Annotated in this window: 10 protein-coding genes and 1 tRNA gene; 4 read left to right on the top strand and 7 right to left on the bottom strand. The window is 47.9% G+C overall.

Annotated features, from left to right (window positions below):
• Positions 1–88 precede the first annotated feature (88 nt).
• The 7 genes from ACSQ8P_RS32975 to ACSQ8P_RS33005 all read right to left on the bottom strand — a co-directional run bounded on the left by ACSQ8P_RS32975 (position 89) and on the right by ACSQ8P_RS33005 (position 11,382).
• A complete protein-coding gene (locus tag ACSQ8P_RS32975; protein ID WP_436239046.1) occupies positions 89–1,414 on the bottom strand; it encodes an ABC transporter substrate-binding protein in 1,326 nt (441 codons plus the stop codon).
• A gap of 172 nt (positions 1,415–1,586) precedes the next feature.
• A complete protein-coding gene (locus ACSQ8P_RS32980; protein ID WP_436239047.1) occupies positions 1,587–3,197 on the bottom strand; it encodes a response regulator transcription factor in 1,611 nt (536 codons plus the stop codon).
• Positions 3,175–4,938: a sensor histidine kinase gene (locus tag ACSQ8P_RS32985; RefSeq protein WP_436239048.1), complete on the bottom strand. Its 1,764-nt coding sequence runs from the start codon at positions 4,936–4,938 to the stop codon at positions 3,175–3,177. The genes ACSQ8P_RS32980 and ACSQ8P_RS32985 overlap by 23 nt, the downstream gene beginning before the upstream one ends.
• 81 nt (positions 4,939–5,019) lie before the next feature.
• Positions 5,020–5,865 (bottom strand): carbohydrate ABC transporter permease, encoded by an 846-nt coding sequence (locus ACSQ8P_RS32990; protein ID WP_436239049.1) that lies wholly within the window; start codon positions 5,863–5,865, stop codon positions 5,020–5,022.
• A complete protein-coding gene (locus ACSQ8P_RS32995) occupies positions 5,862–6,821 on the bottom strand; it encodes a carbohydrate ABC transporter permease (RefSeq protein WP_436239050.1) in 960 nt (319 codons plus the stop codon). The genes ACSQ8P_RS32990 and ACSQ8P_RS32995 overlap by 4 nt, the downstream gene beginning before the upstream one ends.
• Positions 6,822–7,022: 201 nt before the next feature.
• Positions 7,023–7,742: a stalk domain-containing protein gene (locus ACSQ8P_RS33000; protein WP_436239051.1), complete on the bottom strand. Its 720-nt coding sequence runs from the start codon at positions 7,740–7,742 to the stop codon at positions 7,023–7,025.
• A 22-nt stretch (positions 7,743–7,764) separates the two neighbouring features.
• Positions 7,765–11,382 (bottom strand): glycoside hydrolase family 44 protein, encoded by a 3,618-nt coding sequence (locus ACSQ8P_RS33005; RefSeq protein ID WP_436239052.1) that lies wholly within the window; start codon positions 11,380–11,382, stop codon positions 7,765–7,767.
• Positions 11,383–11,695: 313 nt separating this feature from the next.
• Between ACSQ8P_RS33005 and ACSQ8P_RS33010 the strand changes: the two genes are divergently transcribed.
• The 4 genes from ACSQ8P_RS33010 to ACSQ8P_RS33025 all read left to right on the top strand — a co-directional run bounded on the left by ACSQ8P_RS33010 (position 11,696) and on the right by ACSQ8P_RS33025 (position 14,962).
• Positions 11,696–12,505 carry a spermidine synthase gene (locus ACSQ8P_RS33010; RefSeq protein WP_436239053.1) on the top strand — a complete coding sequence of 270 codons (810 nt, stop codon included), beginning with the start codon at positions 11,696–11,698 and terminating at the stop codon, positions 12,503–12,505.
• 194 nt (positions 12,506–12,699) lie between these two features.
• The gene (locus ACSQ8P_RS33015; protein ID WP_436239054.1) at positions 12,700–14,256 is read left to right on the top strand and encodes an ABC-F family ATP-binding cassette domain-containing protein; all 1,557 of its coding nucleotides are present in this window, start codon (positions 12,700–12,702) and stop codon (positions 14,254–14,256) included.
• A 115-nt stretch (positions 14,257–14,371) separates the two neighbouring features.
• Positions 14,372–14,443: transfer RNA gene (locus ACSQ8P_RS33020), tRNA-Lys, on the top strand.
• A gap of 81 nt (positions 14,444–14,524) precedes the next feature.
• Entirely contained in the window at positions 14,525–14,962 is a 438-nt protein-coding gene (locus tag ACSQ8P_RS33025; protein WP_436239055.1) for a DUF5658 family protein, read from the top strand.
• The last annotated feature ends 341 nt before the right edge of the window (positions 14,963–15,303 follow it).

Below are 15,303 nucleotides of genomic sequence, written 5' to 3' on the forward strand. Positions count from 1 at the left end.
GCCGGCCTGAGTTTTTTATTAATCTCTTATGATAGCTGAATCCAAATCAGGTGAAATTCCATCTGCAAAGCCAGTTCGTGTAATCGTATTATTGGTAATCCTTTGCTTTCTTCACCAATTCTTCATACGCCGCTTCTGGTGTAATTTTGCCGAACATCACTTTTTCACCAATATCCTTAAAGTCCTTAGCTGTATAGTTACTCCAGCCTTTAGCGCCAGGATTGAATGGTTGCGCATCCGGAGCTACACTCTTGATCAGCTCGATTTGCTGTTTATCTGCTGAAGTTAGCTTCGGTGTCAAATACTCGAGAACCTTTTTGGATACAGGTACACCGCGCGTTGTCGTCAAAATATCCGCTGCTTCCGTATCGTTCACAAACCAATCGATAAATGCCTTAGACGCTTCAATGTTCTTGGAATCCGCACTGATCGACCAGAACATGGACGGCTTCAAAAAGCCGCTGGCCTGAGCACCTTTAGGCTGTGTAACAAATTTATAAGCGCCCGGCTTCACGCCTTCATAGCCAGGCAACAGGGCCGCAAAGCTGCGCTTGATCAAGAGAGTATCGTTATTCATCAGATCCATTTTTGCATCCGATTCTTTATCTGTCGTTGCAATATCCGGAGGGGGAACAACGCCTTCTTTTCGAAGGTCAGCATATTTCTTCGTGTAGGTGAGGTACGTATCCTTGTCCAAATTGAATTTGCCGTCTACGGTAACCGGGTAGCCTTTTCCTTGGCTGGTCTGGTAGGAAGCATAAACGGTGTAATCATTTGTCGCATCCATTAACGCATATTTATCTTTCTCCAGCTTCGCTTTCGCGTCTCTACCAAATTGGAAATATTGATCCCATGTCCAACCATTGGCCGGAGGTGTGATGCCGAGCTTATCCACTGCATTCTTGTTGAATAGCATCCCCGTAGCATTATTCCCTAGCGGAATCGCATACAACTTGTCTTTATACTTACCGGAATCAACCAAAGATTTATCGATATCCGCCGTATTGATGCCTTTGGATAGATCCACGAGCTGGTTTCTGCCGCTATATTCCGCTAACCAAGCTGGATCCATCTGGATGATGTCGGGCGCATTCTTCGCCGCAGCTTGAGTGGCCAACTTATCTGCATAGCCATCAAACCCGGAAAATTCCGGTTCAAACGTAACGTTCGGATGTTTCTTCGTGTAGGCATCAAGCGCCTTCAATGTGGCATCGTGTCTGGCTTGTGAGCCCCACCATACAATACGAAGCTTCACCGCCTTATCGCTCGCTGCTGCTGTTGCTGCTGCGCCGCTGCTCGGTTTTGCAGTTTCGGTCGTTTGGGTCGTGGTATTGCCACCGCAAGCGGTCAGGCTTACAGCTGTAAGTGCCGTAACTGTCAGTAAACCCCATCTTTTTATCTGCTTGTTCATCATTCTGTTAACCCCTTCCTGTATTCAGGTCCAAGTGTCAAAGCCTTTCCGATAAAGGAACGAAGGTACTGTGGCACCCCCATTCATCAGCAGCACTTATATCTTCATTATATAAACCGAAGGACACAATCAAAATAAGGGTAATGAACACATTTCCACCACAATCGAGCACAACCTATTTCTTTCCGAGCTCGCTGGGATTCATACCGTAATGTTTTTTGAAAATGGAACTGAAGTATGCCACATTTTTGTAGCCCACTTTTTCGGCTATCTCGTAAATCATGTGCTTGCCTTCCGCCAACAGTACTTTGGCTTTCTCCAGTCGTACACGGATCAAATAGTTCGTGAAGGTTTCCCCCGTTGCTTTCTTGAACATCCGGTTCAAATAATTGCGGGTTAGATATAGTTCTTTGGATAAATCCTCCAAGGCGATGTCCTCTGCATAATGCTCATGCGCATATTGAATCATGAAATCGATGGCTTCCTTATGCTTGGAATGTTCGCTCCATCCGCGTTGTGAGCAGATGCCAGAGATTTTGTTCTCGAGCCAATCGCGGAGTTCGTCGATCGTTGAGATTTTGGATATTTCCTGGCTTGCCGGTAAACCGGGGAACAGGTCGTCGAGCACGACACCGGTGCTGTATAACGAATAAGCGAGAATCGTCCATAGCTCCGAGCATAAGTATTGGAGATAAGCTGGCGAAACGGAAGGCATTTGGCGAAGCTGCTCCAAGTAAGCGTCAATAATCGCAAGCGTCTCCTCCTTCTTGGCGTATACGATAGCCTCGGCCAGTTCCTGATAAAACTTGATGGGGCGTATCGTGAAATCGGGCTCTGCCGCATCCAGGTTAGACAAGCGAGTACCCTGATCCTCGGTCAATGTTTGCTGCAGTAGATCCAGGAAGGCCTCTTCCGTTGAATTGGAGAGTTGCCTCCAGTCCTCTTGCACACTTCCAATTCCGATACGGGTACTCAGCTTCAAATAAGTCTCGGTGCATTCCGTGATATACTCTCCAATACCTCTTATACACGCTAGGGCCTCTGCATCCGATTGCTCCAAAGGGATGTGAAAAACGATGGCAGCATGATGGCTGTGCAGTTCGATGAACTCAGATAGCGGCCAATCCCGCTCCAGTACTTCACAGATGATGTTGGCCAGGGCGAACCGGAACAAGCTCCAGTCCGTTAAGGTTAGGTTCAAAACACGGTTTGTCCCAAGCAGCTCGATGCCCATGATCAGATGTTTCTGTCTAAGCCACGATTTCTCATCGATGGGCTCCATACTCTCCTCCGCCATAGCCCGCCCCAGCGTACCCGTGACGACTGACTTCAGCCATTCCTTCTGCACAAATGGCTCGTACATCATCAACCTGCGCCGCGTCTCCTCCTGTTCCAGCTTCGCCAGTTCCTTGGTCTCCAGCTCGCGGATAACCCGCTCCAGCACGCTACCCAGCTCATCCATCGTGACCGGCTTCGACAAATAATCACTTACCTGCAGTCGTAGTGCTTGGCGCGCGTACTGAAAATCGGAATAACCGCTGAGAATGATGATTTCCCCCGCAAATCCTACCTGCTTCAGCTGCTCGATCATCTCGAGACCATTCATCACGGGCATATAGATGTCGGTAATGATAATGTCCGGGCTCGTTTCCTTAACCTTTTGAAGCCCCTCTTGCCCATCCATCGCTTCCCCTACCCATTCCGCCTCCAGCCGCTCCCAAGGTATGGATTTTTTCATCCCTTCCAGCACTTGAAAATCATCATCAATAATAAGTACTCTCCACATGAAATGCCTCCTCCACTTCTGTTTTATTGTGCAGAACAGGGAGCCTCAGGACTACTTCGGTTCCGCCTTCCTCTCGACCTCGCATAGTGACCCCGTATGGCTCCCCGAAATAGGCAGCGATGCGATCCATCACGTTTCTGACGCCATAGCCTCCGGTTTTGCGCGGCTTCGGTATATCCCAATCAAGCTTCAGTCCTACGCCATTATCGCTAATGATAATTTCTAATTCGTTTTCCTTACGCTTAAGGGCGATGTGAACTTCGCCAGCCCTTCTGCCATGAAATCCATGAATGAACGCATTCTCCACAAAAGGCTGTATGGTTAACCGCGAAATATACAGATCTTTCAGTTCCTCTTCGGTATCAATACTGTATGTAAGACGATCTCCCCAACGAATTTTTTGAATTTGCAGGTAGCACTCCACATGCGTCAACTCATCCCGAATTGGAATGACTGTCTCTCCGTTGGAAAGACCAATACGGAACATTTTGCCCATAAGCGAGACGATCGTAGAGATCTTCTCTTGCCCGGAATCGATAGCAATCCAATTCAGCTGATCCAAGGTATTGTATAAAAAATGGGGATTAATCATCGCTTGCAGCGCCAATATCTCAGCTTCCCGCTTACGCTTATGCTGTGACTGCAGCGATTGCAGCAGCTCTTCAATCCGCTCCATCTGCCGGCGGTAGCCGTTGAATAAGCTCCCGAACTCGTTCTCGTAGTCGGTAGGCAGATCTATTGCAGCTCCTGTGGCCGGCACACGTCCCATTCGCGCAAGCAACAAACGAATTGGCTTCGTGAATTGCCTAGACAGAAACAGCGTGAAGAAGGCGGCGATGCAAATGGCTATCAGACCAATGGAGACTAAAATATAAGCCAGGCGGATACTGCCATGTACAATGTCATTCCATGGCGTGATTTCAATCAACATCCAGTCCGATCGCACCTTGCTCCATACGAGCAGAGCCCCTTCGCCGCGATTGACTGGAAGATGTATGTAATCCGATGCGATGTCCTTACTACTGATCAGCTGAAGGTCATCCTTACTTATTGTTGGCTTTCCAATCGTTGCGATCGTCCTGCCGCTGGCATCCAACAGCAGCCGGTTCTTCTCCTTACCGTCGGTCTCCCCGCGAACCATGCTCTCGATCGCGGACGCCTTCACATTTAGCATCAGCAGCCCATAGTATTTGTCCGAATTGTTATATAGCTTGCGGGCGAAGCTGATAAACTGTTGCGGCCCCTTGTAGGTTGGGAGCGTCCGTTCCCCGATCCAGGTGAAATCTGAATTCTGAATCTCCGGATACCACGGTTCTTCCCGAACATGTGCCATATCGAGAATTTGCACAGGAGCCTGGGGATCAGTCTGAGATGGATTATCTATGTATAAGTAGATGGACTGTACCATAGTCGTGCTATAAGTGATACTCGCTAGCATCCGCAGCATATCGTCCTTGCGATGAAATTTCTCGAACAAATCCATTTCAAAGGGATCATAGCCGATCGTATTCATATTTCGGGAGGCAGCCAGCGACATTTGCTCGATCGACTTAAGCTGGATATCAATCTGCTTATTCAACTCATTGAGCATATCTTGCTGGTAGTAAGATGACGTATTCGCCAGTTCTCTGGACGTCATACTGTAGCTGATCCATGTAAAGACGAGCAGCAAGATCGATAGGAAAGAAGCGAAGCTCCTGAAAAACAAGCGGTCAATCCGCACGCGTTTGAATAAGTTCATCAAGACTCCCCCTTCGAGCTGCAATCACAAAAGCCAAAAAAGCTGCACAATATCGCAGCTTTTCAAGTAACTCACCAAATTTTACCCCTTCACTGCACCGGATGCAATGCCGTCCACAAAATGGCGCTGAGCCATAAAGAAGATAATTAATGAAGGAACAACCGATACGAGTGACATCGCGAGCAATTGACCCCAAGGCAGAGCAGATTGACTGTCTACAAACAATTTGAGCGCAAGCCCTACCGTATATTTATCCACTGAATTGATATACAGCAAGTGACCGAAGAAATCATCCCAGTTCCATAGGAAGCAGTATATGGCTACCGTAACAAGTGCAGGCTTGGTAAGTGGCAAGATGATGCGCCAGTAAATGCCAAACCAGCTGCAGCCATCAATCTTGGCCGATTCGTCCAGATCTTTTGGAAGCCCCCGAATGAACTGAATGAGAAGGAAAATAAAGAATGGTCCACCGATACCGCCAGCTAGCGCATGCGGCACATAGAACGGCAGATACGTATTAATCCAGCCGAATGTATTGAACATAATATACTGCGGAACCAACGTCACCTGACTTGGCAGCATCAACGTGATCATCAGGATAGAGAACCAGAAATTTTTGAGAGGAAAGTCAAGACGGGCAAAACCGAAAGCGACGAGACTGCAGGAAAGCACCGATGTAATCAACACGCCCGCGGTAAGTTCAAAAGAGTTGATATAGAAGTGTGTGAACGTAAATTTCGGCAGAGCGACCCAGCCATCAGTGAAGTTGCTCCACAACCACACTTTCGGGAATAGATTAGGCGAACTCATCTCATCATTCGATTTAAATGCCGCTCCAACCCACCACAGGATAGGATAGACCATGAGGATGCTGAATATGGACAAGAAGATATGGGAGCCGAGAGTCCGGCGTTGCGTTAGAGTCATTTCTTACGGCCTCCTTCAGTCTCATAGAATACCCAGTAACGGGACGATGCGAAGATCAGAGCAGTCGCAATGCCGATAATAACAAGTAGAATCCAGGCCAATGCCGAAGCGTAACCCATATCATAGCGGGCGAACGCTCTTTCGTACAAATACAGTGCATACATATACGTGGAGTTGATTGGACCGCCTTTTGTAATGATGAATGCCTGCGTGAACATTTGGAACGAGCCAATCGTTTGCAGTACTAGATTGAACAGTAGAACCGGGGAGAGCATAGGCAGCGTAATGTTGAAAAATTGTCTGAGCTTCGACGCGCCATCGACCGATGAAGCCTCATACAGCTCCGATGGAATTTGCTTCAGTCCTGCAAGGAAAATAACCATCGAAGAGCCGAATTGCCATGCTACCAAAATAATTAAAGTGCCGAGGGCCGTACCAGGACTGCTGATCCAACTGACCCCTTCAACTCCGAAAATGTTTAAAAACTTATTGATAAAGCCGTCGATTCCGAAAATATTCTTCCATAGAACTGCGACAGCAATACTGCTTCCGATCAAAGATGGCAAATAAATAAATGTCCGGTAGATGGAAATACCTTTTATGTTCTTATTGAGCAGCATCGCAACCAACAGGGCGCTTATCAGCTTCAGCGGCACGGAGATGACAACGAACATCAGCGTAACAGAAAGGGACTGTCTGAACGTTTCATCATCGGTGAAGATCCGCTCATAGTTTCTCAAGCCCACCCATTCAGGAGCGTCCAGCAAAGTAAACTTGGTAAAGGAATAATAAACCGACCGGATCATCGGCCATAAGGTTAAGAGCAAAAAACCAAGCAGCCATGGGGAGATGAACAAATACCCTGCTAAAGGCGATTCCCAGCGGCCCTTCCAATTGAAGGCGGCGAACCACTTTTGAGCCTGCTTAGTGGAGTTTGTCGTAGGTTGTGTACGCATATCGGGGCTCACCCTTTTCTAAAAGTAATTTCTTATACCCTCAGTATAAAAGACCCCTCCCACCAAGAAAATGAGAGAATTGAACACAACTTCATCCCAATCGAACACAACCACACTTTGGCAAACCTATCTTAATGGAGACAAGCAAGAAAAACCGTCAGGGAAGTCCCGACGGTCACTTTAATGCATGTTGCTCGATGATTATTTCCCTAACATCGGTTCACCTACAATGCTTTTATTCCCTTGCACATAGATCCGAAGAGCCTTCGTATCTTTGACATCGAGCTCTAGCTCTGTGATTTTACCTGACTTTACTTGCATATCCTTCACAGTAACATTATTTTCATCCACGACCTTTACCTGCAAATCATCGCTAGTCAGGGTGTCTGCCGCCCATATTTTAGCTTTAAATTTATCGTATTGGAAATCCGTGGTGACCTCTATATTGACTGAACGACTTCCTCCAGTCACATACCCATAGTTCAGTTTAGTTCCGTCAGCGATTGTTAACTCCTCTGGTGTTCTGCTTGCCAAGCGATACGTTAGATTCCCATTGTAGACAAATTCCGGCGATGCTTTGATGTAGCTTATAGAATTCTGAGCCACCTTGCCACCTGCTTCACCCAAGTAGGCCGTTTCGGTTTGAGGGTCCCAGGTGACTTGTATACCTGCTGCTTCGGCTACTGCCCGCATCGGTAGATAAGTTGAACCTCTGTAAGTGATTGGCACAAGCTTCGTCCCATCGTCCTTGTCTGTCGGTTCAAAGGGTTTGCCGTTCAACATCACCTTGATACCCGTGTTCAAAAAAACATTAATTTCCGTTAATGTACCTGCTCCCAAACTCTGCTGCGTCAAAAAGAGCGTGAGCATAACGGCTAGTATGGAGATGACGATTCCTTTGTTTCGCAAACGTATTTTCATCTATGGTTCCTCCTTCGCTTAATTAAGGTATGACAATCAGTGTTGCAGACATCGCTGGCAGCTTCACGGAGAGGCCTTGGCTTGTTCCTTGAACGGTTCCTGCTGGGGCAAGACGCTTTTGTGCATCAAAGCGGTATACAGATGCTGCCGCATTCAGTGATAGATCCGATTGGATCTTGGCTTCACGTGGGGCTGTGTCCTTATTGAACAGCAAGACGTATTGCTTGCCTTGCGGCGATACAATTGTATAAGCGCCTAGCGCATTCAGGTTGGAGCTCGTTGCGCTGACAACTTCACCTTCAATGCGGCTGCCTTGACCGTCATAATCCAAGTACAACTTGAACGCGTCCTCTAGTGGCGTATTGCCAAGAAGCCCCCCCCAACGCATGGCATAATCGACGCCTTCACGGGCGAATAAGGCTAGCGCCTCAGCTTGCGCAAGTCCGCTTCCAATACCTGCTCCGTCACCAAAGTTATATTCGGAGATAGATAGCTTCATCCCCGGCGAGTTACGCGCAATGAGGTCATGCATCCGTGGTATCAGGTTCACAGGCTCTTGAATCCAAGAGGACGGATCGGTGAAGTTCGGATCGTATAGCGACTTCAAGGAATCAAAGCGGCGCTTCGTCATCAGCTTAGATTCATCGCTTGAGAACGCAACGTTATTTTCAGCAGGGTAATAGTGAATATCGAGCGTGTCAACCAAACGTTGACCGGTTTGCAAGCGATAGTCCTCTACTTTGCCCAAAAACCACTCTAAATAGGGCTTGTTGTTATGGTCCTCCATATCTTTGCCAGGTGAACAGCCATCCTTTGCCGAGTAGAAGTACTCACACCAGCCCCAAGGAACCGGACCGAAGATATTGGCCTCTGGATCTGCCTGTTTGATCGCCTGAGCATAGCCTTGTGTATAATTCCAAACCTCATCATAGGTTGTCATTTGCGGGTGAACATCCCAATGGGAATGCGGCCACAGCATAGGCTCATTATCGAGCGCATAGTTGTGCACGTAAGGACCAAAGCGCTGCTGGAGATGCTGGACCCATCTACTCACGAAATCATAGCTGACCTGCTTGGATGTATCTGTAGGATTGTTGCCGGTCATATAACTGCCGTCCGCATTTCTGCCATTTCCGGCATCCTTGCGACACCAGGACTCGTGCCAATCGCACTCGTTGCCTTGCTGCTGACCATACTTATCAATGGAAAAGCTCCAGCTCGTATTTCGGTCCTTTGGCGTCCAACCAATCGTCGGCACTTGCAGTAAGACCTCTGTGCCGGTATTTTTGGAATCCTGAATGAACCGGTCTGACAAGGAACCGTTCGGCAGCTTCGACGGGTCCGTGTTATCATTCGCAATGTTCAGGAAGTACCAGTCGCCGCCACGGTTGGTCATATCGATTTCCCAGTTGTAACGCGTCATCGCATTTCCGCCCCAGCGTTTGACTGGAACATTCATCGTGGAGTGCCCTTCCGAAGGGGCATCCTCGAAATTAACACCAAAGATGCCAGGACTTAAGGCGCGACGCCCTTTCATTGAGTCAATCGTTACTTGGACGGTTGGAAGCTCTGGATCAGGCAAGCTAACGACCGATGTGGTCTTCAGCATGCTAATGTCATCAAAGTAGACCGTTCCTTGATCGTGCTCGCCCCACGCCGATACGACAATGCCATCGAACGTCAGCTCACGGATACCAAGATCAGCAAATTTCAGCTTAACCTCTGTCCATTGATTCGCCGGTACGCCGTTTGGCAGCACACTGTCGAGATTAAGCTCCCCTACGAAACCTCGATCGTCCATCAAGTTCACATGCAGCTTCTGTCCGCCAGTGGAGCCGCCATGGACTTTCAACGATAAACCATAGTAATGATCAAGATCCATCTTCGTATTGCGATGCATCCAAATACCGTCATACCCTTGGGCTAGAAAGGATATGGACTTCGTTCCAGAAGCCGTTGGCTGCACGTTTTCAAAATTGTTCGTTCCCCAACTCCACGTATCATAGCCCTCAGCCAATCCGTCCCGATATATGTCCTCGGGTGTGACTGGAACGACCTGTACGTACATGAAAGCCGATGCTGTGCCATAAACAGCAGTCAGCTTCGCTAAACCACTTCCTGTCGCCTTCAAAACGCCTTTATCTACGGTGATAATACCAGGATCGCTCGTGGTCCATGTGGCTTGGTCGCTCATATCGGCACTTGTATCATTGGAATAACGAGCTTCATAGGTAAGCTTGGCGCTGTCGCCAGGTGCTAGCACCATACCGTATTGAGACAGGACGCCTTCCACCAATACGGGAGGCGCAACATACTTCTCTAGCAAGCGAATATCATCGAGATATACGGTACCTTGCTCACCTTCGCTTAAGCCGCTAAACAGAAGACCATCGAATAACTGATCCGTGATTTGCAGCTCCGGCAGCTGAAGCTGTACCTTCGTCCACCTATTGGCAGGAATTGCACCGCCTTCGATCAGACTTCCGATATTCACCCTTGCTCCAGCTTGACCGCCAGCGTTAAACACCAGTTCCAACTGCTGTGCGCCGGCTTCCCCTCCGTTGATCCAAAATTCGAGACGGTCGTAATCCTTCACCTGAACCGCTCCATTCCCCTTATACAGGTATAAGCCACCTTGACCGCTTGGATTGAAGGAGATCGCTTTGGATCCTGTGTGGACAACCGAAGAATCATTCAGATTATGCTGGGCCCAGCTGTAATCCTGAAAAACGTCGCTCAGTCCTTCTTCATAAATGTTCATTGCCGCTTGGCCGTCATGAACTGGGGGAGGAGCAATCTCCGAGATCCGCACTGTCGTCTCTGCGCGCGCTGTTCCATATACTGCCGACAGCACGGAGGAGCCAGCCTTCAGCGCTCTAACGGTGCCATTAGCCACCGATGCCACGGTAGGATCCGATGAGCTCCAGACCGCACCCTGTGTCAAAGGAGCCGAAGTACCGTCGGAAAAGCTAGCGTTAACCGCAATGTTTCCTGTTTGACCCGTTAGCAAATTCAGACGGGATGGCGTTACAGAAATACCGGTGAGCACGGCTGTATCCTCCGTCTCCGTAACACGACCTGACAAGGCAATATCATCCATGTACACCTCAGGTTGCTGACCCGCTGTCGTACCGCGAATGAGAATGCCATCGAATATACCATTCGGAATGTTCAGCTTATCTAGCTCGATGGTCGCCTTCTGCCAAGTACCTACCTGGAGATGAGATTCGTTCAACGGGATGGAAGCAACTTGTTCCCCTCCAGCATTGAGGACAACCTCTAGCTTCTGGGTGCTTGCTTGCCCGCCGTTCAACCACAGTTCCAACACAGGGTAATCAGACACTCGAATAATGCGGTCATTATACAAATACAACCCATCGTCTTGATTAGGCTTCATGCGAATGGATTGGCTGCCCGTATGAACAATCTTTTTCTCCGATAAGCTATGGTTAGCCCAGCTGTAATCAGCAAAGGAACTCCCAAGCTTATCGTCATATACCGTTAATTGAGCCGGCATACCTGCGGCTTTTGCCGACGGCAGCCTCCCTATGTCCGCAGCTGTATTTGAACCGGCCAAAACAAGCGCTATAGCCAAAGTCAGCCTCACAGCAGCAGCCTTTTTAAATCTACCTAGTTTCACCTTACTACCTCCTCGTCTTGGATAACATCGCTTATAATGGGCAGCGATTTATGCGCTTTCTCTCGCTAATCCAATTCATTATCGACAATATCGCAAGGTAGAGGATAGGGACTTAGCTCCTGTATTTCCCCTGACCACGTCATGATCATTTATGACTTGGTCAGGGGAAATACACCACAACCGCTTGTTTTCTTGCACGGCAGCTGCAGCATAGGAATAGAGACTGGATGCATATAAACCACCATGAACCGTCATGAATTACACAATGACTCGTCACAATTCCTGTTATGACTTGTCATAGTTTCCCTATGATATGCCGTGCAGTTTACCGAGCTATGATATACTGTCCACATACTTATTATCGAAGGAGACTCGCTCGTTGAACGTGCTATACAAGGAACAAACCGTCCACCATGACATCTCCATTTATGACACCACTACCTTTTCAGATGAAAAAGGGAGCTTTCGCATCCTGGAGTTTTCCAATCAGGCCATGCAAGGTGCGATGGATTTGGCGCATCCAGATCGTATTCTCTTCGAATATCCAAGAGCCATGATTCATCTCATGCAGGTTAACGCCCCCAGCTTTGAGCGTGTATTCCTCATCGGTCACGGGATCGGCACGATCGCTTCCCACCTGAGAGAGAAACGCTTCACTGTTGCGGAGTTGGATGAACATGTCGTGGCACTAAGCAGGCGCTACTTCGGCTACAACCAGGACAACGTGCACATCGGTGATGGCAGGCAGCTCCTTAGCAACGAGCCTCCGCGAACGTACGATTACATCCTAGTTGATGCTTTTACTGACAAGGGCACACCGCTGCCGTTAACGTCATTAACCTTTTTCCAAATCGCCCAAACAAAGCTCGACGAGGGTGGTGCTATTCTTCTGAACTTAATGGGTAAAGGTGAGCATGACCCGCTCCTCGCCGCCATTCACACAACACTTAGCGAAGTATTTAACTACGTTAAAGCATTCGCCCTGCCCTCCGAGGGACGCCGCGATCTGCAGAACATCATCCTAATGGGTCAAAATAAGCCGATTACCTGCCACATGCGCCACATGGCTGGCTTCGTCGAAATTGAGCCAGCCTATGGGCATATCCTGATGGATGAAGCTTAATTTCCTTTTTTTATTCACCTGGGGGAGTTGTTTGCTTCCTATCGTTTATAATAAAATGTAAGAAGCCAGGGATAAACGGCTGCGCCGTCTTTCACAAGACGGTATCCGTTTACCAAGGTTGATGCGAAGCTATATGTAACTATTACATATAAATTCATATCAACAAAAAAAGTTCAATAGAAAAGGTGTCATTCATGAGCATATTAAACGTAGAACGACTTAGTCACGGATTTGGAGATCGCGCGATCTTCAACGATGTATCTTTCCGCCTGTTGAAAGGCGAGCACATCGGACTTATTGGCGCAAATGGTGAAGGGAAATCTACCTTCATGAACATCATTACCGGGAAGCTGCAGCCGGACGACGGGAAAGTCGAATGGTCCAAGCGCATGCGCGTTGGCTACCTCGATCAACATGCGGTACTTAGCAAAGGCATGACGATGCGCGACGTGTTGAAAGGTGCTTTCCAGTATCTATTCGATATGGAACAAGAAATGAACGATATGTATGGCCGCATGGGCGACGTTTCGCCTGATGAACTTGAGCGCTTGCTCGAGGATGTAGGAACGATTCAAGATACGTTAACGAATCAAGATTTCTACATGATTGATGCCAAAATCGAAGAAACGGCCCGCGGTTTGGGTCTGACAGATATCGGCTTAGATAAAGACGTGAATGATTTGAGCGGTGGACAGCGTACGAAGGTGTTGCTGGCGAAGCTTCTTTTGGAAAAGCCAGACATCCTGCTCCTCGATGAGCCTACGAACTATTTGGATGAGCAGCATATTGAATGGTTGAAACGCTATTTGAACGAATATGAGAATGCCTTCATCCTCATCTCACATGATATTCCGTTCCTGAACAGCGTAATCAACCTGATCTACCACATGGAAAATCAAGCCTTGAATCGCTATGTCGGCGACTACGACCATTTCCTAGAAGTTCACGAAATGAGAAAATCCCAGCTGGAGTCCGCATACAAGCGCCAACAGCAGGAAATCTCTGAGTTGAAAGACTTCGTTCAACGTAACAAAGCGAGTGTGGCAACTCGTAATATGGCGATGTCCAGACAGAAGAAACTCGACAAGATGGAAGTCATTGAGCTTGCCAAAGAAAAACCGAAGCCACAGTTCAACTTCAAAGAAGGACGTACGGCAGGTAAGCTCATCTTTGAAGCGACGGATCTGGTTATCGGTTACGACTCGCCGTTATCCCGTCCGCTTAACCTTCGTATGGAACGTGGGCAGAAAATCGCCCTCGTCGGTGCCAACGGGATCGGTAAGACGACGTTGTTGCGCAGCATTTTAGGGGAAATTCCTGCATTGTCAGGTTCCGTGCATAAGGGTGAAAATCAACAAGTTGGCTATTTCCAACAGGAAATTAAGGAATCCAACAACAATACCTGTATTGATGAGGTTTGGAACGAGTTCCCTTCATTAAACCAGTTCGAGGTTCGCGCGGCGCTAGCCCGTTGTGGACTAACGACGAAACATATTGAAAGCAAAATCGTTGTGCTCAGCGGTGGTGAGAAAGCGAAGGTCCGCCTATGCAAGCTGATCAACCGCGAAACCAACCTGCTCGTGCTCGATGAGCCGACGAACCATTTGGATGTCGACGCGAAGGAAGAACTGAAGCGTGCACTGAAAGCGTACAAAGGCAGCATCATCCTGATCTCCCATGAACCTGATTTCTATCGCGATGTCGTGACAGAGACTTGGAATTGTGAGTCGTGGACGACGAAAGTATTCTAAACCACACGTATCTTGAAGAGCTTATCCCACTGTGGGGTAAGCTCTTTATTTCAAAACAGGTTCTGGGAAATAGATTGACCCTATCTTACGCAGCATGTTACAATTAGTAAATCTTAGGTCCGTAGCTCAATGGCAGAGCAACCGGCTCTTAACCGGTAGGTTGTGGGTTCGACCCCCACCGGGCCTATAACGAATCCCCCTCGATCTGCATTGGATCGCAGGGGGATTTTCTCTTACAAGGCTGTGAACTGGACAAACTGCCTTTATAATGATACATTATGTATCAACGGCGAGATTCGTCCTCAGCAACTCTTACTTGCCCGATGACCGGGAACGTATCCGAATGAAGCCACGGAAAGCGAGGAACCGTATGCTTGTTTTTCGATACTTGTTTAAGAGCAAACTACTGGTATTGCTGCTCATTCTCTGCTTTTTCGACGCGCTATTCACCGATATCGGCTTGCAGCTAGCCTTCATCCAAGAGGCCAATCCGTTCATCCGCCATATCTACGAATGGCACATCATCGCTTACTATCTCGTGAAACTTATATTCCCAATCGCATTAATGCTCATATATCCCTATATTCGCCAGAAATTGTGGGTCCAGCCCTGCTTAACCCTCACCGTTATCGTTTATGCAGCCGTCAATGTATATCATTTCGTCTGGCTCTCCTATGGACTAACGTACCTCGCTAGTCCTGCATAGCTACACTATCTTCATCAGACGTATCAAAGTGTTTATGGGGACATATAGCCGCCTTATCAAGTGAAACTCATACATGCTATTTTTTTCAAAACTCCTATCGAACGGAATCTCGGACGGTGTATGGCGTTTGTAGGTTCGGAGGGCTAACGGCGACTATGGTAAAACTATCTCATTTGTTCCGATTAGCTAAATTGTATAAAATTAACTGTAGGTTCTCCATCTATTGAGCGTTTGATCGAAAAATCCCGAAATATAACTGTATAAAATCCATCAATTTGCCTGGAGCACAGTAGATTTACGAAACAAAACATAAAGGCCTGATGTACGTCGACCGTCTCACT

The sequence above is a fragment of the Paenibacillus sp. LjRoot153 genome (assembly GCF_964253085.1).
Lineage (GTDB): Bacteria > Bacillota > Bacilli > Paenibacillales > NBRC-103111 > Paenibacillus_E.

What these genes read in the sequence shown, in the direction of transcription:
- ACSQ8P_RS32975 (WP_436239046.1), bottom strand. Translation starts at nt 1,414, where the DNA reads ATGATGAACAAGCAGATAAAAAGATGGGGTTTACTGACAGTTACGGCA.
- ACSQ8P_RS32980 (WP_436239047.1), bottom strand. Translation starts at nt 3,197, where the DNA reads ATGTGGAGAGTACTTATTATTGATGATGATTTTCAAGTGCTGGAAGGG.
- ACSQ8P_RS32985 (WP_436239048.1), bottom strand. Translation starts at nt 4,938, where the DNA reads ATGAACTTATTCAAACGCGTGCGGATTGACCGCTTGTTTTTCAGGAGC.
- ACSQ8P_RS32990 (WP_436239049.1), bottom strand. Translation starts at nt 5,865, where the DNA reads ATGACTCTAACGCAACGCCGGACTCTCGGCTCCCATATCTTCTTGTCC.
- ACSQ8P_RS32995 (WP_436239050.1), bottom strand. Translation starts at nt 6,821, where the DNA reads ATGCGTACACAACCTACGACAAACTCCACTAAGCAGGCTCAAAAGTGG.
- ACSQ8P_RS33000 (WP_436239051.1), bottom strand. Translation starts at nt 7,742, where the DNA reads ATGAAAATACGTTTGCGAAACAAAGGAATCGTCATCTCCATACTAGCC.
- ACSQ8P_RS33010 (WP_436239053.1), top strand. Translation starts at nt 11,696, where the DNA reads ATGCCGTGCAGTTTACCGAGCTATGATATACTGTCCACATACTTATTA.
- ACSQ8P_RS33015 (WP_436239054.1), top strand. Translation starts at nt 12,700, where the DNA reads ATGAGCATATTAAACGTAGAACGACTTAGTCACGGATTTGGAGATCGC.
- ACSQ8P_RS33025 (WP_436239055.1), top strand. Translation starts at nt 14,525, where the DNA reads ATGATACATTATGTATCAACGGCGAGATTCGTCCTCAGCAACTCTTAC.